This window comes from Micromonospora sp. NBRC 110038 (genome assembly GCF_020884815.1).
GTDB classification, from domain to species: domain Bacteria; phylum Actinomycetota; class Actinomycetes; order Mycobacteriales; family Micromonosporaceae; genus Micromonospora; species Micromonospora haikouensis.
Genome location: NZ_BBOL01000009.1, coordinates 1 through 26,781 on the forward strand (window position 1 = coordinate 1; position 26,781 = coordinate 26,781).

The 26,781-nt window shown below is 73.3% G+C and carries 27 protein-coding genes; 17 read left to right on the plus strand and 10 right to left on the minus strand.

What is annotated here, in order from left to right; all coding sequences use genetic code 11:
- Both LPU61_RS25530 and LPU61_RS25535 read left to right on the plus strand, forming a co-directional pair.
- On the plus strand, window positions 1-2,237 hold a 2,237-nt coding region (locus tag LPU61_RS25530), incomplete at its 5' end, for an ATP-binding protein (protein WP_229406402.1).
- Entirely contained in the window at window positions 2,234-2,788 is a 555-nt protein-coding gene (locus LPU61_RS25535; RefSeq protein ID WP_043961319.1) for a two-component system response regulator, read from the plus strand. The genes LPU61_RS25530 and LPU61_RS25535, both read left to right, overlap by 4 nt.
- 49 nt (window positions 2,789-2,837) lie before the next feature.
- Here LPU61_RS25535 and LPU61_RS25540 read toward each other — a convergent pair whose 3' ends face one another.
- Window positions 2,838-3,350: a GbsR/MarR family transcriptional regulator gene (locus LPU61_RS25540; RefSeq protein ID WP_229406403.1), complete on the minus strand. Its 513-nt coding sequence runs from the start codon at window positions 3,348-3,350 to the stop codon at window positions 2,838-2,840.
- Window positions 3,351-3,437: 87 nt separating this feature from the next.
- On the opposite strand from LPU61_RS25540, the gene LPU61_RS25545 reads away from it, so the two are divergent.
- Complete coding sequence (locus tag LPU61_RS25545) at window positions 3,438-4,355, plus strand: ABC transporter ATP-binding protein (RefSeq protein ID WP_043961321.1); 918 nt, start codon at window positions 3,438-3,440, stop codon at window positions 4,353-4,355.
- Window positions 4,352-6,001, plus strand: a complete 1,650-nt coding sequence (locus tag LPU61_RS25550) for an ABC transporter permease (protein WP_229406404.1) — start codon at window positions 4,352-4,354, stop codon at window positions 5,999-6,001. Before LPU61_RS25545 ends, LPU61_RS25550 begins: the two co-directional genes overlap by 4 nt.
- A gap of 86 nt (window positions 6,002-6,087) precedes the next feature.
- On the opposite strand, the gene LPU61_RS25555 is transcribed toward LPU61_RS25550, so the two are convergent.
- The gene (locus tag LPU61_RS25555) at window positions 6,088-6,423 is read right to left on the minus strand and encodes an STAS domain-containing protein (RefSeq protein WP_043961324.1); all 336 of its coding nucleotides are present in this window, start codon (window positions 6,421-6,423) and stop codon (window positions 6,088-6,090) included.
- Window positions 6,424-6,599: 176 nt separating this feature from the next.
- Between LPU61_RS25555 and hemL the strand changes: the two genes are divergently transcribed.
- From hemL to ccsB, 6 genes are read left to right on the plus strand one after another with little or no spacing between them, the layout of a single operon-like run.
- The gene (hemL, locus tag LPU61_RS25560) at window positions 6,600-7,934 is read left to right on the plus strand and encodes a glutamate-1-semialdehyde 2,1-aminomutase (protein ID WP_043961326.1); all 1,335 of its coding nucleotides are present in this window, start codon (window positions 6,600-6,602) and stop codon (window positions 7,932-7,934) included.
- Between the two features lie 3 nt (window positions 7,935-7,937).
- The gene (locus LPU61_RS25565; RefSeq protein ID WP_043961327.1) at window positions 7,938-8,585 is read left to right on the plus strand and encodes a histidine phosphatase family protein; all 648 of its coding nucleotides are present in this window, start codon (window positions 7,938-7,940) and stop codon (window positions 8,583-8,585) included.
- Window positions 8,585-9,160, plus strand: coding sequence for a TlpA disulfide reductase family protein (locus LPU61_RS25570; protein WP_043961329.1), 576 nt, complete (start codon window positions 8,585-8,587; stop codon window positions 9,158-9,160). The genes LPU61_RS25565 and LPU61_RS25570 overlap by 1 nt, the downstream gene beginning before the upstream one ends.
- A complete protein-coding gene (locus LPU61_RS25575) occupies window positions 9,160-10,068 on the plus strand; it encodes a cytochrome c biogenesis CcdA family protein (RefSeq protein ID WP_229406405.1) in 909 nt (302 codons plus the stop codon). Before LPU61_RS25570 ends, LPU61_RS25575 begins: the two co-directional genes overlap by 1 nt.
- A complete protein-coding gene (locus LPU61_RS25580; RefSeq protein ID WP_229406406.1) occupies window positions 10,068-11,789 on the plus strand; it encodes a cytochrome c biogenesis protein ResB in 1,722 nt (573 codons plus the stop codon). Before LPU61_RS25575 ends, LPU61_RS25580 begins: the two co-directional genes overlap by 1 nt.
- Window positions 11,789-12,778 (plus strand): c-type cytochrome biogenesis protein CcsB, encoded by a 990-nt coding sequence (gene ccsB / locus LPU61_RS25585; RefSeq protein WP_229406407.1) that lies wholly within the window; start codon window positions 11,789-11,791, stop codon window positions 12,776-12,778. The genes LPU61_RS25580 and ccsB overlap by 1 nt, the downstream gene beginning before the upstream one ends.
- A gap of 46 nt (window positions 12,779-12,824) precedes the next feature.
- Here ccsB and LPU61_RS25590 read toward each other — a convergent pair whose 3' ends face one another.
- The 3 genes from LPU61_RS25590 to LPU61_RS25600 all read right to left on the minus strand — a co-directional run bounded on the left by LPU61_RS25590 (window position 12,825) and on the right by LPU61_RS25600 (window position 14,885).
- Window positions 12,825-14,186, minus strand: coding sequence for a DNRLRE domain-containing protein (locus LPU61_RS25590; protein ID WP_229406408.1), 1,362 nt, complete (start codon window positions 14,184-14,186; stop codon window positions 12,825-12,827).
- 111 nt (window positions 14,187-14,297) lie between these two features.
- Window positions 14,298-14,486 carry a hypothetical protein gene (locus LPU61_RS25595; RefSeq protein WP_229406409.1) on the minus strand — a complete coding sequence of 63 codons (189 nt, stop codon included), beginning with the start codon at window positions 14,484-14,486 and terminating at the stop codon, window positions 14,298-14,300.
- A gap of 114 nt (window positions 14,487-14,600) precedes the next feature.
- Entirely contained in the window at window positions 14,601-14,885 is a 285-nt protein-coding gene (locus LPU61_RS25600) for a hypothetical protein (protein WP_043961339.1), read from the minus strand.
- Between the two features lie 236 nt (window positions 14,886-15,121).
- Between LPU61_RS25600 and LPU61_RS25605 the strand changes: the two genes are divergently transcribed.
- The gene (locus tag LPU61_RS25605; protein ID WP_229406410.1) at window positions 15,122-15,910 is read left to right on the plus strand and encodes a helix-turn-helix transcriptional regulator; all 789 of its coding nucleotides are present in this window, start codon (window positions 15,122-15,124) and stop codon (window positions 15,908-15,910) included.
- A complete protein-coding gene (locus LPU61_RS25610) occupies window positions 15,901-16,089 on the plus strand; it encodes a DUF397 domain-containing protein (RefSeq protein WP_229406411.1) in 189 nt (62 codons plus the stop codon). Before LPU61_RS25605 ends, LPU61_RS25610 begins: the two co-directional genes overlap by 10 nt.
- 13 nt (window positions 16,090-16,102) lie before the next feature.
- Here LPU61_RS25610 and LPU61_RS25615 read toward each other — a convergent pair whose 3' ends face one another.
- On the minus strand, window positions 16,103-16,975 hold the full coding sequence (locus LPU61_RS25615; RefSeq protein ID WP_229406412.1) for an alpha/beta fold hydrolase: 873 nt from the start codon (window positions 16,973-16,975) through the stop codon (window positions 16,103-16,105).
- 191 nt (window positions 16,976-17,166) lie between these two features.
- Here LPU61_RS25615 and LPU61_RS25620 point away from each other — a divergent pair, with 191 nt between their 5' ends.
- Both LPU61_RS25620 and mqnP read left to right on the plus strand, forming a co-directional pair.
- On the plus strand, window positions 17,167-18,627 hold the full coding sequence (locus LPU61_RS25620) for a menaquinone biosynthesis decarboxylase (protein ID WP_229406413.1): 1,461 nt from the start codon (window positions 17,167-17,169) through the stop codon (window positions 18,625-18,627).
- Complete coding sequence (mqnP, locus tag LPU61_RS25625; protein WP_077935625.1) at window positions 18,627-19,538, plus strand: menaquinone biosynthesis prenyltransferase MqnP; 912 nt, start codon at window positions 18,627-18,629, stop codon at window positions 19,536-19,538. Before LPU61_RS25620 ends, mqnP begins: the two co-directional genes overlap by 1 nt.
- A gap of 76 nt (window positions 19,539-19,614) precedes the next feature.
- Here the strand turns inward: mqnP and LPU61_RS25630 are convergent, their stop codons facing one another.
- Window positions 19,615-20,622 (minus strand): terpene synthase, encoded by a 1,008-nt coding sequence (locus LPU61_RS25630; protein WP_229406414.1) that lies wholly within the window; start codon window positions 20,620-20,622, stop codon window positions 19,615-19,617.
- Window positions 20,623-20,755: 133 nt separating this feature from the next.
- On the opposite strand from LPU61_RS25630, the gene LPU61_RS25635 reads away from it, so the two are divergent.
- The gene (locus LPU61_RS25635) at window positions 20,756-21,385 is read left to right on the plus strand and encodes a UbiX family flavin prenyltransferase (RefSeq protein WP_229406415.1); all 630 of its coding nucleotides are present in this window, start codon (window positions 20,756-20,758) and stop codon (window positions 21,383-21,385) included.
- A gap of 108 nt (window positions 21,386-21,493) precedes the next feature.
- Here LPU61_RS25635 and LPU61_RS25640 read toward each other — a convergent pair whose 3' ends face one another.
- Complete coding sequence (locus tag LPU61_RS25640; protein ID WP_043961351.1) at window positions 21,494-21,760, minus strand: BldC family transcriptional regulator; 267 nt, start codon at window positions 21,758-21,760, stop codon at window positions 21,494-21,496.
- A gap of 268 nt (window positions 21,761-22,028) precedes the next feature.
- On the opposite strand from LPU61_RS25640, the gene LPU61_RS25645 reads away from it, so the two are divergent.
- Both LPU61_RS25645 and LPU61_RS25650 read left to right on the plus strand, forming a co-directional pair.
- Window positions 22,029-22,487 carry an Lrp/AsnC family transcriptional regulator gene (locus tag LPU61_RS25645; protein WP_043961353.1) on the plus strand — a complete coding sequence of 153 codons (459 nt, stop codon included), beginning with the start codon at window positions 22,029-22,031 and terminating at the stop codon, window positions 22,485-22,487.
- A 43-nt stretch (window positions 22,488-22,530) separates the two neighbouring features.
- Window positions 22,531-23,622 (plus strand): PLP-dependent cysteine synthase family protein, encoded by a 1,092-nt coding sequence (locus tag LPU61_RS25650; protein WP_043961355.1) that lies wholly within the window; start codon window positions 22,531-22,533, stop codon window positions 23,620-23,622.
- Between the two features lie 80 nt (window positions 23,623-23,702).
- Here the strand turns inward: LPU61_RS25650 and LPU61_RS25655 are convergent, their stop codons facing one another.
- Both LPU61_RS25655 and LPU61_RS25660 read right to left on the minus strand, forming a co-directional pair.
- Window positions 23,703-24,362 (minus strand): putative glycolipid-binding domain-containing protein, encoded by a 660-nt coding sequence (locus tag LPU61_RS25655; RefSeq protein WP_229406416.1) that lies wholly within the window; start codon window positions 24,360-24,362, stop codon window positions 23,703-23,705.
- A 98-nt stretch (window positions 24,363-24,460) separates the two neighbouring features.
- A complete protein-coding gene (locus tag LPU61_RS25660) occupies window positions 24,461-26,707 on the minus strand; it encodes a DEAD/DEAH box helicase (protein WP_229406417.1) in 2,247 nt (748 codons plus the stop codon).
- Between the last annotated feature and the right edge of the window lie 74 nt (window positions 26,708-26,781).

Genomic DNA, 26,781 nt, shown 5'->3' on the forward strand with positions numbered 1-26,781 from the left:
GGTCGTTCGCCGACGAGGTGACCCGGGTGGGCCGCGAGGTCGGCATCGAGGGCAAGCTGGGCGCGCAGGCCCAGGTGAAGGGCGTCTCGGGCACCTGGCGGGACCTCACGGAGAACGTCAACCAGCTCGCCTCGACGCTCACCACCCAGCTCCGGGCCATCGCCGAGGTGTCGACCTCGGTGACCCGGGGCGACCTGACCCAGCGGATCGCGGTCGAGGCGCAGGGCGAGGTCGCCGACCTGAAGGACAACATCAACCAGATGATCGTCACCCTCCGGGAGACGACGAAGAAGAACGCCGAGCAGGGCTGGCTGGACTCCAACCTGGCCCGCATCGGCGGCCTGCTCCAGGGGCAGCGTGACCTCGGCGAGGTCTGCCGGATGATCATGATGGAGGTGACCCCGCTGGTCGACGCGCAGCTCGGCGCGTTCTTCCTGGCGGACACCTCGGACGGCAGCATGCGGCTGCGGCTGACCGCCTCGTACGGCTACGTGGCGCGGGGGCACGACGTCACGTTCGGGCCGGGCGAGGGACTGGTCGGGCAGGCCGCGCTCTCCCGCCGGACGATCCGGGTGAGCGCCTCGCCGGACGGCCGGCTCACCCTGCGTTCCGGGCTCGCCAACACCCCGCCGGCCGACCTGGTGGTGCTCCCCGTCCTGTTCGAGGGCGAGCTGCTCGGCGTGATCGAGTTCGCCGGCGTGGCGGCCTTCCCCGACCTGCACCTGACGTTCCTGGAGCGGCTGGTGCTGACCATCGGCGTGGCCGTCAACACCATCCAGGCCAACCGGCGCACCGAGGAGCTGCTGGCGCAGTCGCAGCGGCTGGCCCACGAGCTGCAGGAGCAGTCGGCCGAGCTGCAGCGCACCAACGCCGAGCTGGAGGACAAGGCCCAGCTCCTGTCGGAGCAGAAGGCCAACATCGAGACCCAGAACCGGGAGATCGAGCTGGCCCGGCTCGGCCTGGAGGACAAGGCGCAGCAGCTCACCCGGGCGTCGGCGTACAAGTCGGAGTTCCTGGCCAACATGAGCCACGAGCTGCGTACGCCGCTGAACTCGCTGCTGCTGCTCGCGCGGCTGTTGGTGGAGAACTCGGAGCAGAACCTCACCCCGAAGCAGATCGAGTTCGCCCGGACCATCCACGGCTCCGGCTCGGACCTGCTGCGCCTGATCGACGACATCCTCGACCTGTCGAAGATCGAGGCGGGCCGGATGGACGTCGAGCCGACGGAGGTCCAGTTCACCGAGATCCGGGGGTTCGTCGAGCAGGCGTTCGCCCCGCAGGCGGAGGAGAAGGGCCTCGACTTCCAGGTGCGGCTGGCCAAGGAGCTGCCCCCGGCGCTGGTCACCGACGCGCAGCGGCTGCAGCAGATCCTGCGCAACCTGCTCTCCAACGCGGTGAAGTTCACCGACAACGGCGCGGTGACGCTGCGCATCGCCCCGGCCCCCGAGAACGTCGTGTTCGACGTCCCGGCGCTGACCAACGCCCGCCAGGTGATCGCCTTCACGGTGATCGACACGGGCATCGGCATCTCGGACGACAAGCTGTCGCTGATCTTCGAGGCGTTCCAGCAGGCGGACGGTACGACCAGCCGCCGCTACGGCGGGACGGGGCTCGGGCTGTCGATCAGCCGGGACCTGGCCCGTCTGCTCGGCGGGTCGATCACGGTCAGCTCGGCGCCCGGGGAGGGTTCGACGTTCACCCTCTACGTACCGGAGGTGCTGGCGCCGGACGCGGTGGTCGCACCCGCGCCGCCCTCGCCGGCCCGGGCGGGCCTGCCGTCGTCGCTGCTCATGCCCCCGCTGGAGCTGCCGGAGCCGGCCGAGGCGCCGGGGACCCGCCGGCTGGAGGGTGTGACCGTGCTGATCATCGATGACGACGTGCGAAACGTCTTCGCTCTGACCAGCGCATTGGAGTTGCACGGTATGACCGTGTTGTACTCGGACAACGGGGCGGACGGGGTCCGCCTGCTGGCCGAGCATCCGGAGGTGGACATCGTGCTGATGGACGCGATGATGCCCGACCAGGACGGCTACGAGACGACCCGGCAGATCCGCCGTAACCACCACTTCGCCGACCTCCCGATCGTCTTCCTGACCGCGAAGGCCATGCCGGGGGACCGCGAGTCCGCGCTCGCGGCGGGGGGCAGCGACTACATCACCAAACCGGTCGACCTGGACGAGCTGATCGAGCTGATGTCGTCCTGGGTGAGCGGCAGCCGAGGCGAGGAGAGTTCGTGAGTCAGACGGCCAAGGCGCTGCTGGTCGACGACCGGCGGGAGAATCTGATGGCCCTGGAGGCGATCCTCCAGGGGCTGCCGGTGCAGTCGGTGGCGGTGGAGAGCGGCGAGGCGGCGCTCAAGCAGCTGCTGGTGGACGACTTCGCGGTCATCCTGCTGGACGCGCAGATGCCCGACATGGACGGCTTCGAGACGGCCAGCCACATCAAGCGGCGGGAACGCACCCGGCACGTGCCGATCATCTTCCTCACCGCCGCCGACAAGGACGCCCAGCTCGCCCTGCGCGGGTATGCGGTCGGCGCGGTGGACTACCTGACCAAGCCCTTCGACCCGTGGGTGCTGCGGGCCAAGGTGTCGGTCTTCGTCGAGCTGTGGGTGAAGACCCGGCAGTTGGCCGCGCAGTCCGACCTGGTCCGCGAGCGCGAGACGCAGTGGCGGGCGCTCACCGACGCGGTCGACGAGGCCACGACGCTGCTGCGCGGCGACGCCCCGGACGGCCCCGCCCGCGCCGTGGAACTCCTCGAACAGGCCCGCTGGGGCAGCAGCCTCTAGGCAGCGGCGGGGCGGGCCGACCGGCAGGGCGGTGGCCGGCGCGGGCGGGTCACCGGTCGGCCGGGTGCCTGCCGTGCCCGATGGCGGCGCGCCGGGCCCGCCAGCGTTCGCCCAGCGAGTCGATCTCCTCCTGGACGAAGACGAAGAAGTCGCGCATCTCGGAGACCCGCTCGCCGGCCACGGTGCCGCGTCCGTTCAGGGCGGCGACCCCGCCGTCGGCGAGGTCGATGAGGTTCTTGTAGATCCCGGTCTTGGTGATGGTCCCCTCGTACCAGGGGTTGTCGGGCAGCCGGTACCGGTCGCGGCGGGAGCCCTTCACCGGCTCGCGGACCAGCATGCCGAACTGGGTCAGGTAGCGGACCGCGCCGGAGACGGCCGCCGCGCTGACGTCGAGCCGCTCGCCGATCTCGGCGGCGGTCAGCGGGTCGTCCGCGCTCATGACCGTGAACAGCACCCGGGCCGCCATCCGGGGGAAGCCGACCTCCGCGAAGGCCATGGCCATCCGCTCGACGAAGTGGTGGACCGCCTCGTCGTTGCGGCGGGGCGGATCGGCGGCGCTCATCGGGCTCTCCTCGGCGGTCGGGTATCTGATCGTGCCTCAGGTTCTACAGACTTCACAACTTTCTGAAATCACTGTAGCTTCGGAAGTGTGGAAACTCCGATAGAGATCTCCGGCCTGGTGAAGACCTTCGGCCGGACCAGGGCGCTCGACGGGCTCGACCTGACCGTCCGCGCCGGCGAGGTGCACGGGTTCCTGGGCCCCAACGGGGCCGGCAAGTCCACCGCCATCCGCGTGCTGCTCGGCCTGCTCCGCGCCGACGCGGGAGCCGTCCGGCTGCTCGGCGGCGACCCGTGGCGCGACGCCGTCGCCCTGCACCGCCGGCTCGCGTACGTGCCCGGCGACGTGACGCTGTGGCCCAACCTGACCGGCGGCGAGGTGATCGACCTGCTCGGCCGGATGCGCGGCGGCCTCGACCGCGCCCGCCGCGACGAGCTGCTCGCCGCCTTCGAGCTGGACCCGCGCAAGAAGGGCCGGGCCTACTCCAAGGGCAACCGGCAGAAGGTCGGGCTGGTCGCCGCCCTCGCCTCCGACGCCGAGCTGCTGATCCTCGACGAGCCCACCTCCGGGCTCGACCCGCTGATGGAGGAGGTCTTCCAGCACTGGGTCCGCCGGGCCCGCGCCGAGGGCCGCACCGTGCTGCTCTCCAGCCACATCCTCGGCGAGGTCGAGGCCCTCTGCGACCGGGTGACGATCATCCGCAGCGGCCGGGCCGCCGAGGCCGGCACCCTGAGCGAGCTGCGCCACCTCCAGCGCACCAGCGTCGACGCCGAGCTGGCCGGGCCGCCGCACGGGCTGGCCGGGCTGCCCGGCGTGCACGACCTGCGGGTCGACGGCGACCGCGTCCGCTTCGACGTGGACACCCCGGCCCTCGACACCGCGCTGCGCCGGCTCACCGAGATCGGCGTACGCAGCCTGGTCAGCCGGCCGCCCACGCTGGAGGAGCTGTTCCTGCGGCACTACGGGACGGCCGCGCCCGACGCCGCACCGGCCGGGGCGACGCGATGAGCCGCGCAGTCGCCGCACGGGGCGGCGCGACGAGCCGCCCGGCCACCGGGCGGGGCGGGCCGCTCACCGGCACCCGGCACCTGGTCCGGCTGATCCTGCGCCGCGACCGCGTCCTGCTGCCGATCTGGGTGCTGGTGATCGCCGTCCTCCCCGCCAGCTATGCGGCGACCTACGCCGAGCTGTACCCGACCGCCGCCCAGCGCGCCGAATACCTGGCCACCACCGCCGGCAACCCGTCGATCGTGGCGCTGCTCGGCCCCGCGTACGGCGACAGCGTCGGCGCGCTCGCCACCCAGCGGGCCGGGCTGCTGCACCTGATCGTCGGCCTGATCAGCCTGCTCGTCGTCGTCCGGCACACCCGCACCGAGGAGGAGGCGGGCCGGCGGGAGCTGCTCGGTGCCACCGTCCTCGGCCGGGCCGCGCCGCTGGCCGCCGCGTTGCTCGTCACGTACGCGGCGGACCTGCTGCTCGGGCTGCTCGTCGCCGGTGGCCTGGTCGCCTCCGACCTGCCGGCCGCCGGCTCGGTGGCGTTCGGGCTGTCGGTGACCCTCGCCGGCATGTTCTTCGCCACCGTCGGCGCGCTCGCCGCGCAGCTCACCGAGAGCGCCGGCGCCGCCCGAGGGCTGGGCCTCGCGGTCCTCGGCGTGGCGTACCTGGTCCGGCTCGCCGGGGACGCCGGCGGGGTGGAGTGGCTGAGCCGGCTCTCCCCGCTGGGCCTGGCCCAGCGCACCCACCCCTACACCTCGGAGCGGTGGTGGCCCCTGGCGGTGCTGGTCGGGCTGACCGCCCTGGTCGGGGCGCTGGCGGCGGGGCTGGCCGCCCGGCGGGACCTCGGTGCCGGCGTGCTGCCGCAGCGGCTCGGCCCGGCCACCGCCGGTGGTGCCCTCGCCGGCCCGCTGGGGCTGGCCTGGCGGCTCAACCGGGTCGCGCTGCTCGGCTGGACGGTCGGCGCGGCGGCGCTCGGGGCGGTGCTCGGCGGCGCGGCCGAGGCGGCCGGCAGCGCGGTGGAGGGCAACGAGGCCGTCGCCCGGCTGATGGAGCGCCTGGGCGGCTCCGCGTCGGTCGCCGAGGCGTACCTCGGGGCGACCCTGAGCATCACCGCCCTCGCCGCCGCCGGCTACGGCATCCAGGCCGCGCTGCGGATGCGGGCCGAGGAGACCGCCCAGCGGGCCGAGCCGGTGCTCGCCACCGGCGTGAGCAGGTCCCGCTGGCTGCTCGGCCACCTCGCCTTCGCCCTGCTCGGCCCGGCGGCCGTGCTGGTCGTCACGGGCCTGGTGACCGGGCTCGCGTACGGCCTCAGCATCGGCGACGTCGCCGGGCGGGTGCCCCGGCTGACCGGGGCGGCGCTGGCGCACGTGCCGGCGGTGTGGGTGCTGGTCGGCGTGGCGGTGCTGCTGTTCGGCCTGCTGCCGCGCGTCAGCGTCGGGGTGGCCTGGGCGGCGCTCGCGGCCTGCCTGCTGCTCGGGCAGCTCGGCGCGGTGCTGGAGCTGAGCCAGTGGCTGCTGGACCTGTCGCCGTTCACCCACACCCCGCAGGTGCTGGGCGGCCCCGTCCCCCGCACGCCGCTGCTGGCGCTCACCGCCACCGCGGCGGCCCTGTCGGCGGCGGGCCTGCTGGCGTTCCGCCGCCGCGACCTGCCGCGCTGACGGAACCTGCCAGCCTGCCGCGCTGACGCGAGCCGCCGAGCCGAGGCGGCCTGCCGAGCTGACCCGGGGTGCGACCGGCGCCCGGGTCAGTCGGCGGGCGCGCCGTTGCGGATCATGAGGGCCGAGCGTAGGCCCGTGATGTCCAGGACGCGCAGCAGGAAGTCGCCGACGTTGGTCAGGACCAGCAGGCTCTGGGCGTGGCTGGCCTTGCGGCTGAGGACGACCAGGGTGCCCAGGCCCTGTGAGTCGCAGAAGGTGACGCCGCCCAGGTCGAGGACGATGCGCGGCGGCGGGTCGGCCAGCGCCTCGTTGACGGCGGTCGAGAGCTGGGCGGCCGTGAGCATGTCGATCTCACCGGCGAGGCGAAGCACGGCTTCATCGCCCGTCCGGTGTACCGTGATGGACAGTTCGGCACGATCCACCCGGTCAGCCTATCGCGATCTCGCTCACCCGGCCCGTTGAGGCGACCAGGCGCGGCGGGTCCCGCCGCAGCGACCGTCCCAGCCCCCCGTCGAGCCCCACCGCCGGGGTGAGCCCGGTAACCCCGATCAGGGGTGGGTGCCGATTCGCCGTCCGGCGCTGACACAATGGCCGCATCGTGACCGATGACTTCTCCGCCGGATCCGGCCGCTACCCAGCCGACGCGCCGGCCTCAGAGGCCCTGTTCGACCGCGCCCGCGCCATCGTGCCGGGCGGGGTCAACTCCCCCGTGCGCGCGTTCCAGGCCGTCGGCGGGACGCCGCGCTTCATGGTCCGGGGGGAGGGTCCCTGGCTCTACGACGCGGACGGCCGGCGCTACGTCGACCTCGTCTGCTCCTGGGGGCCGCTGCTGCTCGGGCACGCCCACCCCGCGGTGGTCGACGCCGTCCAGGCCGCCGCCGCCCTGGGCACCAGCTTCGGCACCCCGACCCCCGGCGAGGTCGAGCTGGCCGCCGAGATCGTCGACCGGACCCCGGTCGAGCAGGTCCGGCTGGTCAACTCGGGCACCGAGGCCACCATGTCGGCGATCCGGCTGGCCCGGGGCCACACCGGCCGCTCCAAGATCATCAAGTTCGCCGGCTGCTACCACGGGCACGTCGACGCGCTGCTCGCCGCCGCCGGCTCCGGCGTGGCCACCCTCGGCCTGCCCGACTCGCCCGGCGTCACCGGCGCGGCGGCGGGCGAGACCATCGTGCTGCCGTACAACGACGTCGCCGCCGTCGAGGAGGCGTTCGCCGCGCAGGGGCAGCACATCGCCGCCGTCATCACCGAGGCGGCGGCCGGCAACATGGGCGTGGTCGCCCCGCGCGACGGGTTCAACGCCCAGCTCGCCCGGATCGCCCACGCGCACGGCGCGCTGCTCATCGTCGACGAGGTGATGACCGGGTTCCGGGTGTCCCGCTCCGGCTGGCACGGGCTCGACCCGGTCGACGCCGACCTGTGGACGTACGGAAAGGTCATGGGTGGCGGGCTGCCCGCCGCGGCCTTCGGCGGGCGCGCGGAGATCATGGCGCGACTCGCCCCGGCCGGGCCGGTCTACCAGGCCGGCACGCTCTCCGGAAACCCCCTCGCGTGCGCCGCCGGCCTGGCCACGCTGCGGCTGGCCGACGACGCCGTCTACCGCAGGCTCGACGACACGGCCGCCGTCGTGGGCAAGCTCGCCTCCGACGCGCTGGCCGCCGCCGGGGTCCCGCACCGCCTGTCGTACGCGGGCAGCATGTTCTCGATCTTCTTCACGGACGCCGACGTGGTCGACTACGACAGCGCGCGGACCCAGCAGGTCCCGGCGTTCCGGGCGTTCTTCCACTCGATGCTCGCCGACGGCGTCTACCTGCCGCCGAGCGCGTTCGAGTCCTGGTTCGTCTCGGCGGCGATCGACGACGCCGCCCTGGAGCGGATCGCCTCGGCCCTGCCGGCGGCGGCGAACGCGGCAGCGGCAGGCAACGGGGGGTAACCGGTGAGCAAGACGGTGGTGCATGTGCTGCGGCACGGTGAGGTGCACAACCCGGGCCAGATCCTCTACGGCCGGCTGCCCGGCTTCCGCCTGTCGGAGCTGGGCGTGCAGATGGCCAAGGCGGCGGCCCAGGGGCTCGCCGAGCGGCACGTGGTGCACGTGGTGGCCAGCCCGCTCGAACGCGCCCAGCAGACCGCCGAGCCGATCGCCGCCCAGTTCGGCCTGCCCGTCGGGGTGGACGAGCGGCTGATCGAGAGCGCCAACTGGTTCGAGGGCAAGAAGGTCTCCCCGGGCGACGGGTCGTTCCGCGACCCGCGCAACTGGTGGGTGCTGCGCGACCCGGTCACCCCGAGCTGGGGCGAGGCGTACCGGGCGATCGCCGAGCGGATGTTCGCCGCCCTGCACGCCGCCCGCGTCGCCGCCGAGGGCCGGGAGGCCGTGCTGGTCTCCCACCAGCTCCCCATCTGGACCCTGCGCCGGTACGTCGAGCGCAAGCGGCTCTGGCACGACCCGCGCAAGCGGCAGTGCGGGCTGGCCAGCCTCACCTCGTTCCACTTCGACGGCGCGAAGGTGGTGGGCATCGGCTACTCGGAGCCCGCCGCCCACCTCGTCGCCACATCGCCGACCGCCCGGACGGCCAAGGGGGCCTGATGCCAGCCCGAAGGTGGATCGCCGGACTCCTCGCGGCCGTGACGGCCACGGCGGCGCTGGCCGGCTGCTCCGGCGACAGCCAGGAGCGGCGCTGCGCCACCACCGACGGGGTCATCGAGTGCGCCCCCGACGAGCGCTCCGCCGCGCCGAAGCTCGCCGGTGAGCTGCTCACCGGCGGCAGCTACGACATCGCGAAGGACCTCGGGCAGGTCGTCGTGGTCAACTTCTGGGGCTCCTGGTGCCCGCCCTGCCGCGCCGAGGCCGACGACCTGGAGGCCACCTACCAGGCCACCAAGGGCTCCGGGGTGACGTTCCTCGGCATCAACGTGCAGGACAACCGGGACAAGGCCCTGGCGTTCGAGGAAGGTCGGGTCACCTACCCGAGCCTGTTCGACCCGCCGAGCCGGCTGGCCCTCGCCTTCGACATCGCGCCGAACACCATCCCGGCCACCGTGATCCTCGACCGGGACGGCCGGGTCGCCGTGGTCATCCGGTCGGCGGTCACCCAGGACCGGCTGCAACCGATCGTCGAGCGGATCGCCGCCGAGAAGCCCGCGCCCGACGGTTCCCGCTGATGGGCGAGACCTTCCACGACATCGCCAGCGGCGGCCCGCTGCTGCTGGCCATCGGCGCGGCGGCGCTCGCCGGGCTGGTCAGCTTCCTCTCCCCGTGCATCCTTCCCCTGGTCCCCGGCTACCTGTCCTACGTGACGGGCCTGGCCGGCACCGACCTGGAGCGTGCAAGGAAGGGCCCCCTGTCAACGCCTTCGGTAGAGCAGGGGCCCCCTGTTGACACCCCCGGGTCGGGTGAGCCGGCCGGCGGCGGGCACCCCGACGGGGGCGGGGTCGCCGTGCGGGAACGGGCGGCGGAGCGTACCCGGGAGGGCAGCCGGACCGGCGCGGCCGTGAAGGGGCGGGTGCTCGCCGGGACGCTGCTCTTCATCGCCGGCTTCACCGCCGTCTTCACCGCCACCGCGATCCTCTTCGCCAGCGTCGGCCGGGTCCTCATCCAGTACGAGCGGCAGTTGGAGATCGGCGCGGGCGCGCTGATCATCGTGCTCGGGCTGGCGTTCGTCGGGGTGCTCCCCGGCCTGCAACGGGAGTTCCGCATCCAGCGGCTGCCCGCCGCCGGCCTGCTCGGGGCCCCCGTCTTCGGCGCGGTCTTCGCGCTGAGCTGGATGCCCTGCACCGGCCCGACGCTCGCGGCGGTGCTCGGCATGGCCACCCCCGGCGGGCAGCTCGACCGAGCCGTGGTGCTCGCCGTGGCGTACTGCCTCGGGCTGGGGGTGCCGTTCGTCGTCTTCGGGCTGGCCTTCCACCGGCTGCTCGGGGTGTTCCGCGCCGTGCGGCGCAACAGCCGCTGGGTCACCCGCGTCGGCGGGGTCCTGCTGATCCTGATCGGCCTGGCGCTGGTCACCGGCGGGTGGACCAACTTCGTGATCTGGTTGCAGACCACCGTCGGCGTGGGCGAGGTGAGCATCTGATGACGGTCGTCGAGGACCGGCCGGCCCCGCCGGCCGACGCCCCCCGCCGCCGGCCCAACCCCGTGCTGGCCCTGCTGCGCAACTCGTGGCGGCAGCTCACCAGCATGCGTACGGCGCTGATCCTGCTGTTCCTGCTCGCGGTCGCCGCGATCCCCGGCTCGGTGCTGCCGCAGCGCGGGGTCAACCCGGAGAACGTCAACAAGTACTTCGTCGAGCACCCCGACCTGGCCCCGAAGCTGGACCGGATCGGCGCGTTCGAGGTGTTCGGCTCGGTCTGGTTCTCGGCGATCTACCTGCTGCTGTTCACCTCGCTGATCGGCTGCATCGTGCCCCGGCTGCGCGACCACGTGCGCGCCCTGCGGGCGAAGCCACCGGCCGCGCCGAAGCGGCTGGACCGGCTGCCCCAGCACGCCGTGCTGACCGGCGTCGCCACCTCCGGTCCCGCAACCGTCGAGGGGACCGCGGCCGTCGAGGCCATCGCCGCCGAGCTGCGCCGCCGCCGCTGGCGCGTCCAGGTGCGCGGCACCGAGGTCTCCGCCGAGAAGGGCTACCTCAAGGAGACCGGCAACCTGCTGTTCCACACCTCGCTCATCGCCGTGCTGCTCGGGGTCGCGCTCGGCTCGTGGTACGGCTGGCACGGCAACAAGCTGCTGGTGGCCGGCGCGGACAACGCGTTCTGCAACACCCGGCAGCAGTACGCCGAGGCCAAGCTCGGCCCCCGCGTCGACAGCGCCGACCTGCCGCCGTTCTGCCTGACGCTGAAGAAGTTCGACGCGACGTTCCTGGAGTCGACGCAGCCGGAGTCGTACCGGGCGACGGTCGACGTGGAGGAGGCGGGCCGGGCCACCCGCACCGCGTCCTTCTCGGTGAACGACCCGCTGCGCCTCGGCGGCGCCAACGTCTACCTGCTCGGCCACGGGTACGCGCCGGTCCTGCGCTACACCGACCGCTACGGCAAGACGCAGACCAGCAACTTCCCGTTCCTGACCACCGGGGACGCCACCCTCACCAGCGAGGGCGTGGCCGCGTTCCCCGACGTCAACGTCGACCCGGCCACGGGGAAGCGGAACGCCGACCTCCAGGTCGCCTTCGAGGGGCTCTACCTGCCCACCGCGCCGCAGCAGCCCCCGTTCACCCGGTCGGAGTTCCCGACCGAGCGCAACCCGGCGGTGGTGCTGGTCGCCTACCGGGGCAACCTGGGCATGGACGCCGGCATCCCCGGCTCGGTCTACCAGCTCGACCAGCGCCAGGTCAGCAACGGCAAGCTCAAGCAGATCGGCGACCGCAAGCTCGCCGTCGGCGAGAAGTGGACGTTGGACGACGGCAGCGTGCTGGAGTTCGTCGGCACGCAGCCGTACATCACGATCTCGGTCCGGTACGACCCCGGCTCGGCCCTGCTGCTGGTCAGCTCGACGACGCTGCTGATCGGCCTCATGGGTGCGCTGTTCGGCAAGCGTCGCCGGGTCTGGTTCCGCGTCACGCCGGCCGGGACGCCCCCGGCGACCGGGGCGACGGAGACTGCGGCGGACCCCGCCGGTGGATCTCCGACGGCCGGTAGTAGCTTGGTGGAGGCCGGTGGCCTGCCGCGCACCGACTATCCAGGGTTCGCCGACGAGTTCGCGCAGCTCGTCGCCGCCATCCGCGGCGACGGTACGCCGGGCGAGCGGGCCGGCGAGGCAACAGCGCGTGGCCCGGCCGGGACGCGAGAAGGAGCGCAGTGATGTCCGCACTCTCCGACCAACTGGTCACGTTCGCGACCCTGGCGTACCTGATCGCGATGATCAGCCACGCCGTCGAGTACGCCCTGGGCAACGCCCGCGCCGTCGCCCGGCCCGCCGCGCCCGCGCGCGAGCTGGTCGGGGCGGGGGTGGGTGCCGGGGGCAGCGTCCTTCCCGACGGTCCCGTCGCCAAGGCCGACGCCCCGCCGGTCGGCGTCGACCGTTCGACGGCCCGGGGCCGGCTCGCCGGCCGGGTGGCGGTGTGGATCACCGCGCTCGCCGCCGCGCTGCACCTCGGCGCCACGGTCACGCGCGGCATCGCCGCCGACCGGATGCCCTGGGGCAACATGTACGAGTTCGTGCTGACCGTGTCGTTCATCGGCACGGCGGCGTGGCTCGCCGTGCTGTGGAAGCGCCCCTCGCTGCGCCGCCTCGGGCTGTTCCTCACCCTCGTCATGGTGCTGCTGCTGGCGTTCGCCGAGCTGAAGCTCTATGTCGAGGTGGTGCCGCTGACCCCGGCGCTCAACTCCTACTGGTTCGTCGTGCACGTGTCGACGATCAGCTTCTCGTCGGGCATCTTCCTGCTGGGCGTCGTGCCGGCGGTCGCGTTCCTCATGCGCAACGGCTACGAGCAGGGCAAGCGCAGCTTCCCGTACACCCTGGCGAAGCGGCTGCCGGCGGCGGCCGGCCTGGAGCGGCTGACCTTCTCGCTGCACGCCTTCGCGTTCCCGGTCTTCACCTTCGCGGTGATCGCCGGTGCGATCTGGGCGGAGGCCGCGTGGGGCCGGCCGTGGGGCTGGGACCCGAAGGAGACCTGGGCGTTCATCTCCTGGGTGGTCTACGCGGGCTACCTGCACGCCCGGGCCACCCCGAGCGTGCGACGCAACGTGGCGACCTGGCTCGCCATCGTCGGCTTCCTCACCGTGCTGATGAACCTGTTCGGCGTCAACTTCTTCTTCACCGGCCTGCACTCGTACGCCGGGGTGAGCTGACCCCCACCGGGTCCGACCCGCACGAGCGGGCCGGACCCGGCCCGGGTCAGTGGCAGGTGCCGGTGCCCGAGTCGGTGAAGGTGGCGCCGACCACCGGCAGGAACTGCCAGGTGTAGCTGCCCGGCGAGAGCGTCAGCTTGAGCACCCCGAAGGTGCGTCCGTTCTTGACCTCGCTGTTGGCGGCGGGCTCGGGGAACGAACTCTGGAGCGAACGGCCCCCGGTGCCCACCACGAACTCCCGGATGCCCCGGGCCGGGTCGGCGACCCCCGACGGGTCCTGCGGGGCGAACCGCTCGTACTGGTGGTTGTGCCCGTTGATGACGATCTCGGCGCCGGCGTCGTAGAGCGCCTGGAACAGGGGCCGGACGCTAGACGATTCCCGGCCGCCGGAGCTGAACAGCGGGTGATGATATTGGGCCAGGGTGCAGCGGGTCGGGTGCGCGGCCAGGTCCGCGCGCAGCCACCGCTCCTGCGCCGAGCCGGCCTGGCAGCCGCCCACCTTCGAGCAGTTGGTGTTCAGCACGACGATGTGCCAGCCGGCCTTGTCGAAGGAGTAGTAGCCCTTGCCGGGCGGCAGCACCGGGCCGAAGTAGTCGAAGGTGGGTTTGGCGTTGGCCGTCAGATAGTCGTGGTTGCCGAGGATGGGCTTCGTCCGGTCCTTGAACCGGCCCCAGGTCGGGTCGTAGCAGTTGGCGAGCTGGTCAGCCGTGCCGCTGTCGGTCAGGTCGCCGCCGGCCATGACGGTGCCGGGCTCGCGGGCGACGATCTGCGCGGTCTGCGTGGCGCCGGTGGTGCTGCACGCGGAGATGTCCCCTGCGTTGAGCAGCACGTTGTCGCCCGTGGACGGGTTGCCGGTGCCGACGACCAGTTGCGGGGAGAAGGCACCGGACTCCCGGCTGTCGTAGAAGGCGCCGTCCGGGTTGGTGGACGACAGGGAGAAGGCGACGAGGCCGTTGCCGGTGACGGCGCTGGTGACGTCCAGCTCGTACCAGGTGTTGCTGCGCACCGTGCCGATCGACCCGAACGGTCCGCCGATCGACGGCGGCCGGGTGGCGTACGTCAGCGTGCGCTCCGACCAGTCGGTGCCGGCCTGCTGCGCGGTGCCGCCGGCCGGGCTGGGGGCGTTGGGGGTGTTCTGGACGTGCAGCCGGAGGCGGGCGCTGCTGACCGGGTCGGTCAGCCGGGTGACCGTGAACTGGAGGTACGAGATCCGGGTCGGGGCGGCACCGACCACGAGCGAGTTGGTGCTGTTGAAGTTCGTGTTCGGGCTCGACGAGCTGACGTAGGTGTCCTGGCTGGGGAGGAACGTCACGGTCGTGGTGGCCGCCGCTGCCGGCGGCGCGCCGCCGAGCAGCCCGGCCACGAGGGCGAGGGCCGCCAGCACGCTGTGGAGAGCGCGTCTGCTCATGGGGATCTCCGTCCGGGCCGGCCGACCGCCACAGGTCGCGGCGCTGCCTCCCGGCCCGCCCATGCCCGGCGAGTGGACCCCGGGGCCCGTCACCGTCGTGTCAACGGTTGGTCACCGTCGGGTCAGCACCTCGTCGACCCGGCGCGTCACCTGGTAGGCGATCTCCGGCACGTCGGCCAGCTCGATCCGGTCCGACCGCATGGCGAGTTGGGCGTGCAGCTCCCGCGCCACGGCGTCGCGGATGCGGACCAGCAGGGGCGAGAGGCCGTCCGGGTCGCCGGACACGTACGCGTCGCTCATGCCCCCATCATGCATGTCGCCGGGGTGCTCTCTCGGGGCGAGCGCCCGCTCCCCTGCCCGGTGATCAAGAGGTTTGCGTCATCGCATAGATCAACTATGACGCTTTTCTCTTGATCACCGATCCGGGAAGCGGGGGGTGCGGGGGGCTGCCCAGCCCAGGAAGCGCGCGTGCAGGGCGCCGGGATTCGGCGCGTCGTGCGGGTCGAGCCGATACAGATCGTCGACGGCGTTGTACAGCATTCCGGCGAGGTAGATCGACAGAGCGATGGGGCTGTTCCGGTAGTCGGTCAGGAGGGTCAGCCGCGCCGTTGCGCAGGGCCACGGCGCGCCGCAGGCCCGGCAGAGCCAGAGCGGGCGAAGGGGTACGTGCAGCCGCGTGGGCCGTGCACAGCCGGTCATCGCGCTCTCCTCGCTCTCGGTGGGTGGCCTGGCGGCGGGGCCGTCCGTCGCCGACGTGCCGGACGGCCCCGCGACGGTTGCGCCCGTCCTTTCGGGTCGGATCCGGGCGGTTCCGTTGTGCACAGTCTGGCGAGGACCCCGCTACCGTGAGAAGGTGACTGGTTGCCCTGTGTGTTGGCCGGGGTGCTCGGTGAATGCCGTGAGAAACGCGGAAACGACGGTGAGGGGACGCGGGGATGGACGAGCGCCTGCGGGTGTTGATCGATGAGCTACGGCACATGCGGGCCGCCCGGAGGATGACCCAGGAGGACCTGGCGAAGGCGGTCAACTATTCGCCGTCGACGGTGGCGATGGTCGAGACCGGGGCGCGCAAGCCGCCGCCGGACTTCTGGGAGTTGGTCGACGTGGCGCTCGACACGGGCGGCGCGTTCGCGCGCATGCTGGTCCGCCTCGGGTCGCTGCAGTGGATGCGGGAGTGGGAGGCCAACGAGCGGCAGGCCACCGTGCTCCGGTCGTTCGAGAACACGGTGGTGCCGGGGTTGCTCCAGACGGCGGCGTACGCCCGCGCGCTGTTCCGCAGCGTCGGCCTCTTCGACGAGCCGGAGGTGGAGCAGCGGGTGGAGGCGCGACTGGCGCGGCAGGCGGTGCTCACCGGGGAACGCCCGCCGCAGCTCGTCGCGGTGCTCGACGAGCACGTGCTGCGCCGCCCGGTCGGCGGCCCGGTGGTGATGCGCGAGCAATCGCTGCGCCTGGTGAAGCTGGCCACCGAGCATCCCCGGGTGCGGCTGCACGTCGTGCCCGGCACGGTCGGCGCGTATCCGGGTGTCGCCGGGGCCTTCGTACTGGCTACGCTGCCCACCGGGGAGGACGTCGTCTATCTCGACGATCAGCTCAAGGGCCAGGTGATCGACCACACCGGGGACGTGCTGGCGGTCCGGTCGGCCTGGGAGTCGATCCAGGGCGAGGCGCTGCCACCCCGACAGTCGATCGACCTGTTGACGGAGGTGGCAAAGTCATGGAGCTGACCGGCGCGCGGTGGCGCACCAGCACCCGGAGCAGCACCAACGGCGGCAACTGCGTCGAGGTGGCCGACAACCTCTCCGGCGTGGTCGGCGTGCGCGACAGCAAGGACCGCGACGGCGATGTGCTGACGTTCGCCCCGGCCGCCTGGCGAGCCTTCGTGGCACTGGCCCGCACCCGCTGACCGGCACGCGGCGTCAGCCGCGCAGGAAGGGGAGCAGGAGGGCGGTCAGCTCGGCCGGGCGCTCCTCGAACAGCCAGTGGCCGCAGTCCTCGACCACCCGGCCCTCGACCGTGCGGGCGTACCGGCGCACCTGGTCGGCCACCTGCCCGCCGAGGCTGGCCCCGGCCCCGACGGCGAGCACCGGCATCGGCAGCGGCCGCTTCCGGTACGCCGCGTTGTCCGCGACGTCCTGCCCGAACGCGCGGAAGTAGGCGAAGCTGGCCCGCAGGTGCGCCGGGTCCTTCAGATGCCGGGCGTACTCCTCGATGTCGTCCGCGCCGATGCTGCCCTTGTGCACCATGATCGAGTCGGTGAAGCGGTCCACCCAGAGCGACTCCCGGCCGGCGACCAGCTCCTCCGGCAGGCCGTTGGTGAGGTTGAAGAAGCCGAAGTTCCACACCGCCGGCCCGGCGGCGGTCAACGCGGGAAACGCGTAGATGCTCTCGTCGGGGATCGGTGCCTCGGTCAGCACCAGCCGGGACACCGTGCCGGGGTGCGCGGCGGCGTAGGCGTACGCGACCATGGTGCCCACGTCGTGGCCGACCAGCCGGATGTCGTCGGCCAGGCCCAGGCCGGTCAGCAGCCCGTGCAGGTCGGCGGCGACGGTCTTCTTGTCGTACCCGCCGGGCGGGGCGTCGCTGTCGCCGAAGCCGCGCAGGTCGGGGGCGATCACGTGGTACGAGTCGGCCAGCTCCGGCAGCAGCCCCCGCCACATCCGCCAGCACTGCGGGTAGCCGTGCAGCAGCACCAGGGTCGGCCCCCGGCCGCCCCGGACGTAGTTGATCGCCACCGCGCCGACCTGGGCCCGTTGCTCGGTGAACCCCGCCGGCACCCGCCCGTCGCCCATCGCCGCCCCCGTCCCGACCCCGGCGGCCCGACCACCCGTCGCACCGCCACCCGTACCAACGAGCGCCGATCGGGTGGGGAGACGCCCGCCGCCCGGGTGACCGGGCTTGTTGACAGGGGGCCCTTCCTCTGCAGGAAGCGTCAACAAGGGGCCCTTCCTTGCACCTCAGCACGGTGCGGGAGACTGGGGGCATGGCGGTTCGTGGGTTCCCGTACACCGATCTGAAGGACTTCCTCGCGGCCCTGGAGCGGGCGGGGGAGCTGCGCCGCGTCCGCGTCCCCGTGGACCCGACGCTGGAGATCAGCGAGATCGTCACCCGGACCGTGCGCGAGGGCGGCCCCGCGCTGCTGTTCGAGCGCCCCACCCGGGGTGAGCTGCCGGTGGCGATCAACCTGTTCGGCACCGAGAAGCGGATGGCGATGGCGCTGGGCGTCGACTCGCTCGACGAGATCGGCGCGCGGATCGGCGCGCTGATCAAGCCGGAGCTGCCCGTCGGCTGGTCCGGCATCCGCGAGGGCCTCGGCAAGGTCATGCAGCTCAAGTCGGTGCCGCCGCGCAAGGTCAAGACGGCCCCGTGCCAGCAGGTGGTCTACTCCGGCGACGACGTCGACCTGGGCCGGCTGCCCGGCCTCCAGGTCTGGCCCGGCGACGGCGGGATCTTCCACAACTACGGGCTCACCCACACCAAGCACCCCGAGACCGGCAAGCGCAACCTCGGCCTCTACCGGCTCCAGCAGCACTCCCGCAACACCCTCGGCATGCACTGGCAGATCCACAAGGACTCGACCGCCCACCACGCGGTGGCCGAGCGGCTCGGCCAGCGCCTGCCCGTCGCGGTCGCGATCGGCTGCGACCCGGTCGTCTCGTACGCGGCCAGCGCGCCGCTGCCCAGCGACATCGACGAGTACCTGTTCGCCGGGTTCCTGCGCGGCGAGCGGGTCGAGATGGTCGACTGCCTCACCGTCCCGCTCCAGGTGCCCGCGCACGCCCAGATCGTGCTGGAGGGCTACCTGGAGCCCGGCGAGCGGCTGCCCGAGGGGCCGTTCGGCGACCACACCGGCTTCTACACCCCGGTCGAGCCGTTCCCCGTGCTGCACATCGAGACGATGACCATGCAGCGCGACGCCGTCTACCACTCGATCGTCACCTCGAAGCCGCCGCAGGAGGACCACGGCCTCGGCAAGGCCACCGAGCGGATCTTCCAGCCGCTGCTCAAGCTGCTGATCCCCGACATCGTCGACTACGACCTGCCGGCCGCCGGGGTCTTCCACAACTGCGCGATCGTGTCGATCCGCAAGCGTTACCCGAAGCACGCCCAGAAGGTGATGAACGCGATCTGGGGCGCGCACCTGATGTCGCTGACCAAGCTGATCGTGATCGTGGACGAGGACTGCGACGTGCACGACTACCACGAGGTCGCGTTCCGGGCGTTCGGCAACGTCGACTACGCCCGCGACCTGCTGCTCACCGAGGGGCCCGTCGACCACCTCGACCACTCCTCCTACCAGCAGTTCTGGGGCGGCAAGGTCGGCGTCGACGCCACCCGCAAGCTGCCCTCCGAGGGCTACACCCGGGGCTGGCCCGAGGAGATGACCATGGCCCCCGAGGTCGTCTCCCTGGTCGACAAGCGCTGGAAGGAGTACGGGATCTGATGGCCACCGCCGCCGCTGCGCCCGCGCGGCCGGGCCGCGTCAAGTCCTTCCTCAAGCTCGTCGCGATCGAGCACTCCGTCTTCGCGCTGCCGTTCGCGTACCTGTCGGCGCTGACCGCGATGCAGGTCGACGGCGGCCGGGTGCGCTGGCTCGACCTGCTGCTGATCACCGTGGCGATGGTCGGGGCGCGGACGTTCGCCATGGCCGCCAACCGCATCCTCGACCGGCGGATCGACGCGCGGAACCCGCGTACCGCCGCCCGGGAACTGGTCACCGGGGCGGTGAGCGTGCGGACGGCCTGGACCGGCGCGGGCGTCGCGCTCGTGGTGTTCCTCGCCGCCGCCGCCCTGCTCAACCCGCTCTGCCTGGCGCTCGCGCCGCTCGCGGTGGTCCCGCTGGTCGTCTACCCGTACGGCAAGCGGTTCACCAACTGGCCGCACGCGATCCTCGCGGTCGCCCAGGCGGTCGGCCCGGTCGGCGCGTGGCTCGCCGTCACCGGCACCTTCGCCGGCTCGTGGCCGGCGTTTCTGCTCGGCGCGGCCGTCGGCCTGTGGATCGGCGGCTTCGACCTGATCTACGCCTGCCAGGACGCCGAGGTCGACCGCGAGATCGGCGTGCACAGCGTGCCCGCGCGGTACGGGCTGCGGTTCGCCCTGCACGCCTCCACCGTCGCGCACGTGGTGACGTTCGCGCTGTTCGTCTGGTTCGGGGCGCTCGTCGGGTTCGGCTGGCCGTGGTGGATCGGGCTGGCCCTCACCGCCGCCGCGTTCGGCTACCAGCACCTCGTGGTCAGCCCGACAGACCTGAGCAAGGTCAACCGGGCGTTCTTCACGGCGAACGGGTTCGTCGGCATCGCGCTGTTCGTGTTCGCGCTGGTCGACCTCGTGGCCAGGCTGGGCCTGCGCCCCTGAGCGAGCCCCCGCCGCCCGCGTCGCCGTCCCCCGGGTCGCCGCCCCCCGGCGCTGCTCCCGCCGCTGGCCAGCGTGGCTAGGAAGGGGCCCCTGCTCTACCGGAAGCGTTGAGAAGGGGCCCCTCGTTACCACCACCGCCGTAGCGGGCGCTCTCCAGCGTCCAGTCGATCGTGCCCCGGACGGCGGCGGCGACCCCGTCGAGGTGGTCGGCGACCGCCTCGTCCAGCGCCGGCCCGAACGACGGCACGCCCGCGCGCAGCTCGACGAAGCGGCGCATCGCCGTCCGCCACCACTCGGCGGCCGGGTCGAGCGCCGCCTCCACCCCGACGCCCCGCTCGGCGGCCAGCGCCAGCACCAGGTTGTGCCCGCCGGAGGTGGCCCGGTCCCGCTCCAGCGAGGCGATGTCGTTGTACCAGGAGAGCAGGTCGTTGCCGAGATCGCCGATCTCGCGCAGCAGCGGGTGGTGGTACACCGCGTCGGGCAGCGGCCGGCCCGTCACGAACTCGATCAGCGGATACGACACGTACGCCGCCGAGGTGGCCCGGCGCAGCTCGACGTACCGGGCGACGTCCGGCGGGCGGCCGGCCGCCTTCTCCACCGCCTCCAGCCACGCGCCGTGCAGGTGGTGACCGACCGCGTCCGTGAACCTCTCCCGCCAGCGCGCCGGCATCCGGCGGCGCGGTTCCCGCCACGCCCGCACCAGCAGCCGGCGCAGTGGACCCGTGAGGCCCGGGTGCCGGCCTCGGGGCCCGTCGCGCAGCAGCCGGAGCGTCCCGTCCCGCAGGGCGAGGATCTCGTCGGGGCGCAGCCGGTCCGGCCGGTCGCAGGCGTCGTCGACCAGGAAGAACCAGGTGAACAGGGCCGCGATGGCCCGCAGGTCGGGCTCGGTGGCCTCCGGGTAGAGCCGGCCCGCGTACCGGGCGAACCGGGCGCGGGACAACCGGTCCAGGGCGGGGGAGTCCAACGGCAGGCCGACCCCGGGCAGCCGGTCGTCGAGCCAGCGTTGCACCCGGTCGGCGTACGGCGACAGCCGAGGCGGAATCGGGCAGTCGGCGCGCAGCGACCGGAGGATGTCGTCGGTCATCACCGATTCCCCCTGTGGGACGTGAATCGTTTTCGGCAGCATGGCAGGTCGACCCCGTGCGATGCCCCCCTACCCTGCCCCGGGGGTGGGGGCGGTCGGCGGTCCACCGCCGTGACCAGGCAGGCTGGAGGGCATGCGGGAACCATGGGTGGTGGGAGTCTCCGGCGCATCGGGCACGCCGTACGCGGCGGCGGTCGTCCGAGGGCTGCTCGACGCCGGCGAACCGGTGGACCTGGTCGTCTCCCGGGCCGCCCGGCTGACCATCCTCGACGAGACCGGGCGGGCCTTCCGCGACGGGCACTGGGCCGAGGACCTCGCCGCCTGGCTCAGCCGCGACCTGGGCGACGCCGACGTGCGGCACTGGCCCGCCGGCGACCTCGCCGCCGGCCCCAGCAGCGGCTCCTACCGGGTACGCGGAATGGCGGTCGTGCCGGCCAGCACGGCGGCCTGCGCCGGCATCGCGATCGGCCTGTCGAAGGACCTGTTGCAGCGGGCCGCCGAGGTCAACCTCAAGGAGCGCCGGCCGGTGGTGGTCGTGCCCCGCGAGACGCCGGTGACCCGCAGCCACCTGGAGCACCTGATCGCCCTGCACGACGCCGGGGCGGTGGTGCTGCCGGCCAGCCCCGGCTTCTACGGTGCCGGGGCGTCCGCCTCCGCGCAGCAGCTCGTCGACTTCGTGGCCGGGAAGGTGCTCGACGCGCTGGGCGTGCCGCACACGCTGTTCCGCCGCTGGTCCGGCGAGCTGGGCGCCACCCGCTCCTGAACCACGTCCGGGGCCGGTGGTCGGCCCTGCCGCTGCGGGCTTCCGACGCCGGGACCGGTGGCGGGACGCGGGCCGGACTGGCCGGCCCGTGCCCGTCAGCGCACCTGCTCAGTACATCCCGGCATTGGCCGGGCCAGGGCCGGTCGACGCGGCGGGGCCGACGTTACGGGCCTTCCCCATCTCGTCCGCCTCGTCCAGCATGCCCTCCCCCTCAAGCAGGGCCCGCACCTCGGATTCCCGAAACCGGCGATGCCCGCCTGGAGTCCGGATGCTGCCGATCCGGCCGGCCGCCGCCCAGCGCGTCACAGTTTTCGGGTCAACCCGAAACAGCGCGGCGACCTCACCCGGTGTCAGCAGGCGATCTCCAGTGTCCACAGCCCCCTCCTCGCGTCGACGAAGCCCCCGGCTGAACACACTGCCCCCGGCCGGTGCGAGCCCAGAGCCGTCATGAGGGACGTATGGCAATTACAGCACCAGCGACCTGGCCTGTCCGCCAAACGCGAAAAACGCACTGAGTGGGAAGTTAGTAAACTGGGGCGCCTCTGCTCTCCCTCGACCGAAGGTCTGCGGACACTCACCTACTGTCATGTGCAACGCATGCCGGGCGACCGGCGTTACGCCCCAACGACTAGGGTCACAGTCCGTGGACGCCATCGACCTGAGCCTCGTGGAGCTGTTGCAGGGCAACGCCCGACTCTCGTACGCCGAGCTGGCCCGCCAGGTCGGGCTCTCCGCCCCGGCCGTGCACGAGCGGGTCGGCAAGCTGGAGTCGAGCGGCGTCGTGCGGGCCTACCGGGCCGAGGTCGAGCCCGAGGCCATCGGCCTCGGCGTGACCGCGCTCATCGGGATCGTCGAGGACTCCGGCGGCGACACCGACGACGTGCTGGAGGCGTTCCGGCGGATGCCCGAGATCGAGTCCTGCTACTTCATGGCGGGAGTCGAGTCGTTCCTGCTCAAGGCCCGGGTCGGCACCATCGCCGAGCTGGAGCAGCTGATCGTGCGGCTGAACCGTACCCCCGGGGTGGCCTCCACCCGGACGGGCATCGCGCTGTCCACCAAGTGGGAGAACCGCCCGCAACCGCTCGCCCGCCCCGCGACCTGACCGGGCCGCGACCAGGGCCGATCCGCTTGCTACGTTTCCGAGCATGACTCATCTCGACCGGTGCGACGAGGCCAGCCGGCGCTGGGTGACCGAGGCGATCGCCACGGTCGAGGCCGACGCCAACCGGTCCGCCGACACCCACCTCCTGCCGTTCCCGCTGCCCCGCGAGTGGGGCATCGACCTCTATCTCAAGGACGAGTCGGTGCACCCCACCGGCTCCCTCAAGCACCGGCTCGCCCGCTCCCTGTTCCTGTACGGGCTCTGCAACGGCTGGATCGGCCCCGGGACGACGATCGTCGAGGCGTCCTCCGGCTCGACGGCGGTCTCCGAGGCGTACTTCGCCCGGATGCTGGGGCTGCCGTTCATCGCGGTCATGCCGGCGTCCACCTCGCCCGAGAAGATCACCCAGATCGAGTTCCAGGGCGGGCGCTGCCACCTCGTCGACGACCCGGCCAAGGTGGTGGTCGAGGCGCGCTGGCTCGCCGAGGACTCCGGCGGGCACTTCATGGACCAGTTCACGTACGCCGAGCGGGCCACCGACTGGCGGGGCAACAACAACATCGCCGAGTCGATCTACGCCCAGCTCGCGCTGGAGCGGCACCCCGTACCGGCCTGGATCGTCGTCGGGGCCGGCACCGGCGGCACCAGCGCCACCATCGGCCGCTACACCCGGTTCCGGCGGCTGCCCACCAAGCTCTGCGTGGTCGACCCGGAGAACTCGGCGTTCTACCCCGCCTGGCAGGCCGCCGACTGGTCGGTGTGCACCGGCCGGGGCTCGCGGATCGAGGGCATCGGCCGGCCCAGCGTGGAGGCGTCGTTCCTGCCCGCCGTGGTGGACCGGATGGTCCAGGTGCCCGACGCCGCGTCCCTGGCCGCCATGCGGGCCGGCTCGGCCCTGCTCGGCCGCCGCGTCGGCGGCTCCACCGGCACCAACCTGTGGGGCGCGTTCGGCCTGATCGCCGGCATGCTCGCGGAGGGCCGCACCGGCTCGGTGGTCACCCTGATCTGCGACCCGGGGGACCGGTACGCCGACACGTACTACGCCGACGACTGGGTGGCCGGGCAGGGCCTCGACCTCGCCCCGCACCTGGCCACCGTCGACCGTTTCCTGGCGACCGGCGCCTGGCCCGCGTGACGTGCCAGGAAGGGCCCCCTGTCAACGCATTCTGTTGGACAGGGGACCCCTGCTGACACGGGGCGCGCGACCGCGAGCCCTCAGCGCGGGGCGATGCGTTCGGCCAGGCCCGGATAGCGCAGCACCCAGCCGCCCGGGTCGACGTCCAGCTCCGTGGTGAACGTTTCGCTGGCGAAGCGGACCCGGCCGGGCCCGAGCGCCGTGTAGACCTGCTCGGCGGGCAGCACCATCAGGCTGGGCACCTGCACCCACGCCACGGTGATCCGGTGCGCCGCCCCCGGCTCCGCCGCGCCCGGAGGCGAGGTCGTGGTCGCGGCCGGGGCCAGCCCGAGCCGGCGTACCGGAAGGGTGTTGAACAGCGGCGAACCGCCCAGGTCGACGTCCACCGCGCCCGCCAGCCGGTCCGGATCGTCGAGGCCGGGCAGGCCGGCCGCCGGATGCCCGGCCGCCCGCAACGCCGCGTCCAGGTCGCCCTGCTCGGCGGCGGTCACCCGCCACCGGTCACCCGCCGGCTCCAGGCGTACGCTCCGCTGCCAGCCCGCGCCCTCCGCCTCGACCTCCAGCCGGCTGGTCGCCCAGTCGGGCCCGACCGTCAGCCGGTACCGGCAGGTGTAGGGGATCGGGTCGACGGCGAGCACGACGCCCTGCGCGCCGAGCCCGGCGCCGTCGTCGAACACCACGTGCTCGCTGCCGGCGGTGTCCGTCCGGGCCCAGAACAGCGACTTCGGCATTGTCGGCATGAACCGGACGTTACGGCACGCCGGGGTCGCCGTCAGCGCAAGCGGAAACGCCGCCGCGGAGCGTGGGCTCCGCGGCGGCGTTCCGGTCGTCGTCAGAATCAGTGGGTACGCGCCGGCGGTCGCCCGCCGAAGCCGCGCCGGTCGTCACGGGGCCGGTCGTCCCGTCCGCGCCCCTCGGGGCGGAAGCCGCCCCGCCGGTCGCCGGTACGTGGGTCCCCGCCCCGCTCGCCGAAGCCCCGCTCACCGAAGCGGCGCTCGCCCGTGGGGCGGTCGCCGGTGGGCCGGTCGTCGTGGCGGCGGTCGCCGCCGGGCCGGTCGCCGTAGCGACGTTCCCCACCGGCGCGCTCGTCGAACCGACGCGGGCCGGCCGTCCGGTCGCCGAAGCGCCGCTCGCCGGTGGGCCGGTCACTGGTCGGCCGGTCGCCGTAGCGCCGCTCGCCGGTGGGCCGGTCACTGGTCGGCCGGTCGCCGTAGCGCCGCTCGCCGGTCGGCCGGTCGCCGTAGCGGCGGTCGCCACCGGAGCGGTCGTCGAACCGGCGCTCGCCGAAGCCCCGGTCGCCCTGGTCGTCGTGGCGGCGCTCGCCCGTCGGGCGGTCACCGAACCGGCGGTCCCCGCCGACGCGCTGTTCCCGATCGCCGTACCGCCGCTCGCCGAAGCCGCGTTCGCCGGTGGGCCGGTCGCTGTAGCGGCGCTCGCTGGTCGGCCGGTCGCCGTAGCCGCGTTCGCCGGTGGGCCGGTCGCTGGTCGGTCGGTCGCCGTAGCGGCGCTCGCCGAAGCTGCGTTCGCCGGTGGGCCGCTCGCCGTAGCGGCGCTCGCCCCGGCCGTCCCGGTCGCCGTAGCGGCGCTCGCCCCGCTCCTCGAACCGGCGCGGACCGGCCGGACGGTCGCCGTGCCGGCGCGGGGCGGGCGGCTCGTCGCGGACCGGCACGCCGCTGGGCTCCTGGGCGCCGGTCAGCTCGGCCAGGGCCGGGTCGCCGGCCCGGACCCGGGTCTCCGCCGGCTCGACGCCGGCCTTCTGCAACATGGCGAGGGTGGTCCGACGCTGCTTGGGCAGCACCAGCGTGGCCACCGCACCCGACTCGCCGGCCCGGGCGGTACGCCCCGCCCGGTGCAGGTAGTCCTTCGGGTCCTTCGGCGGGTCCACGTGCAGCACCAGGGAGACGCCGTCCACGTGGATGCCCCGGGCGGCGACGTCCGTGGCGACCAGCACGCTCATCCGGCCCTCGCGGAACTCGGCCAGGGTCTTGGTGCGCATCCGCTGCGTCTTGCCCCCGTGCAGCCCACCGGCCCGTACGCCGACGGCGGCGAGCTGCTCGACGAGCCGGTCCACCCCGAGCTGGGTGCGGGCGAAGAGCATCGTCCGGCCGGACCGGGCGGCGATGGACGCCGCCACGGCGAACTTGTCGTGCGGCGGGATCAGCAGCAGGTGGTGGTCCATGGTGGACACGGCGGCGGTGGCCGGGGCGGTCGAGTGGGTGACCGGGTCGGTCATGAACCGCTTGACCAGCGAGTCCACGTCACCGTCCAGGGTGGCGGAGAAGAGCAGCCGCTGGCTGCCGGCCGGCGTCTTGGCCAGCAGCTCGGTGACCTCCGGCAGGAAGCCCATGTCGGCCATCTGGTCGGCCTCGTCGAGCACGGTCACCTCGACGTCGTCGAGGTGGCAGACGCCCCGGTTGATCAGGTCGCCCAGCCGGCCGGGGGTGGCCACGACGATCTCCACGCCCCGCCGGAGCGCGTCGATCTGCCGGTCGTACGGCACGCCGCCGACGGCGGTCTTCAGGAAGATCCCGACCGCCTTGCCGAGCGGCACGAGCGCGTCGTTGACCTGCATGGCCAGCTCCCGGGTGGGCACCAGCACCAGGGCCCGGGGGTGCAGCGGGCGGGCCCGGTTGCGCTTGGCGAGCCGGGCGATCACCGGCAGGCCGAAGGCGAGGGTCTTGCCGGAGCCGGTCTGGCCCCGACCGAGGACGTCGCGCCCGGCGAGGGCGTCGGGCACGGTGGCCCGCTGGATCGGGAACGGCGTGGTGATGCCCAGCCGGTCGAGCGCCTGGACCAGCGACTCGGGCAGGCCGAGCGCGCCGAAGTCCACGGCGACGTCGGACTCGGCGTCGGGTTCGCCGGCGTCGGCCTCGGCCTCGGCGGGTTCGTCGGCGGCGGCGTCGAGCCCCGCGTCGTCGACGACGGCGGTTTCGAGCGCCGCGTTGTCGTCGACGGTGCCGCGGGGGGCGGTCCCGGCGACGTCGGCGGAGCCGGTCTCGGCGGCGGGGGCGTCGGTCGGGTCGTTCGCCTCGGCCGTGGTGTCGAGGACGGACGGGAACGTGCTGGGGTCAGCAAACGTGGTCAAGAAATGCCTTTCGAGCGGGGCGCATCTTCGCGATGGCCTGCCGCAGCTGAACGCCGCCGGATCGCCCGCAAGAT

Excerpts from the sequence above, each read along its gene's own strand:
- LPU61_RS25650 (WP_043961355.1), top strand. The coding sequence starts at position 22,531 with ATGACTCATCTCGACCGGTGCGACGAGGCCAGCCGGCGCTGGGTGACC.
- LPU61_RS25615 (WP_229406412.1), bottom strand. The coding sequence starts at position 16,975 with ATGGGCGACGGGCGGGTGCCGGCGGGGTTCACCGAGCAACGGGCCCAG.
- LPU61_RS25605 (WP_229406410.1), top strand. The coding sequence starts at position 15,122 with ATGGACGAGCGCCTGCGGGTGTTGATCGATGAGCTACGGCACATGCGG.
- LPU61_RS25580 (WP_229406406.1), top strand. The coding sequence starts at position 10,068 with ATGACGGTCGTCGAGGACCGGCCGGCCCCGCCGGCCGACGCCCCCCGC.
- LPU61_RS25655 (WP_229406416.1), bottom strand. The coding sequence starts at position 24,362 with ATGCCGACAATGCCGAAGTCGCTGTTCTGGGCCCGGACGGACACCGCC.
- LPU61_RS25540 (WP_229406403.1), bottom strand. The coding sequence starts at position 3,350 with ATGAGCGCCGCCGATCCGCCCCGCCGCAACGACGAGGCGGTCCACCAC.
- LPU61_RS25635 (WP_229406415.1), top strand. The coding sequence starts at position 20,756 with ATGCGGGAACCATGGGTGGTGGGAGTCTCCGGCGCATCGGGCACGCCG.
- LPU61_RS25575 (WP_229406405.1), top strand. The coding sequence starts at position 9,160 with ATGGGCGAGACCTTCCACGACATCGCCAGCGGCGGCCCGCTGCTGCTG.
- LPU61_RS25570 (WP_043961329.1), top strand. The coding sequence starts at position 8,585 with ATGCCAGCCCGAAGGTGGATCGCCGGACTCCTCGCGGCCGTGACGGCC.
- mqnP (WP_077935625.1), top strand. The coding sequence starts at position 18,627 with ATGGCCACCGCCGCCGCTGCGCCCGCGCGGCCGGGCCGCGTCAAGTCC.
- LPU61_RS25630 (WP_229406414.1), bottom strand. The coding sequence starts at position 20,622 with ATGACCGACGACATCCTCCGGTCGCTGCGCGCCGACTGCCCGATTCCG.
- LPU61_RS25620 (WP_229406413.1), top strand. The coding sequence starts at position 17,167 with ATGGCGGTTCGTGGGTTCCCGTACACCGATCTGAAGGACTTCCTCGCG.
- LPU61_RS25610 (WP_229406411.1), top strand. The coding sequence starts at position 15,901 with ATGGAGCTGACCGGCGCGCGGTGGCGCACCAGCACCCGGAGCAGCACC.
- LPU61_RS25600 (WP_043961339.1), bottom strand. The coding sequence starts at position 14,885 with ATGACCGGCTGTGCACGGCCCACGCGGCTGCACGTACCCCTTCGCCCG.
- ccsB (WP_229406407.1), top strand. The coding sequence starts at position 11,789 with ATGTCCGCACTCTCCGACCAACTGGTCACGTTCGCGACCCTGGCGTAC.
- LPU61_RS25590 (WP_229406408.1), bottom strand. The coding sequence starts at position 14,186 with ATGAGCAGACGCGCTCTCCACAGCGTGCTGGCGGCCCTCGCCCTCGTG.
- LPU61_RS25550 (WP_229406404.1), top strand. The coding sequence starts at position 4,352 with ATGAGCCGCGCAGTCGCCGCACGGGGCGGCGCGACGAGCCGCCCGGCC.
- LPU61_RS25595 (WP_229406409.1), bottom strand. The coding sequence starts at position 14,486 with ATGAGCGACGCGTACGTGTCCGGCGACCCGGACGGCCTCTCGCCCCTG.